Origin of the sequence: Flagellimonas alvinocaridis (genome assembly GCF_004916895.1) — a bacterium.
GTDB classification, from domain to species: Bacteria; Bacteroidota; Bacteroidia; order Flavobacteriales; family Flavobacteriaceae; genus Flagellimonas; species Flagellimonas alvinocaridis.
Genome location: NZ_SNTZ01000126.1, coordinates 1 through 371 on the forward strand (window position 1 = coordinate 1; position 371 = coordinate 371).

At 60.1% G+C, this 371-nt stretch carries 1 protein-coding gene; it reads left to right on the plus strand.

All coding sequences use genetic code 11. The annotated features are described in order from the left end of the window. Positions 1-371: PKD domain-containing protein (locus EZV76_RS17040; protein ID WP_136567712.1), on the plus strand; the 371-nt coding region annotated here is incomplete at both ends.

Sequence of the window (371 nt, forward strand, 5' to 3'; positions counted from 1 at the left end):
GCAATGCGCCATTGGAGGTCAGTTTTACGGGCAGTGGCTCCACAGACGATGTGGGGGTGGTGTCGCACAGTTGGGACTTTGGTGACGGTGGCAGCTCCACCTTGGCGGACCCTGTCCACACCTATTCCTCACCGGGAAGCTATACCGCAACCCTTACCGTACAGGATGGGGAAGGCGAAACGGATATTGACACAATCTCCATAACGGTGACCCAAGCAGGCAATTCGGCCCCGGTAGCGGTTGCCACGGCGAGCCCTTTGACGGGCAATGCGCCATTGGAGGTCAGTTTTACGGGCAGTGGCTCCACGGACGATGTGGGGGTGGTGTCGCACAGTTGGGACTTTGGCGACGGTGGCAGCTCCACCTTGGCG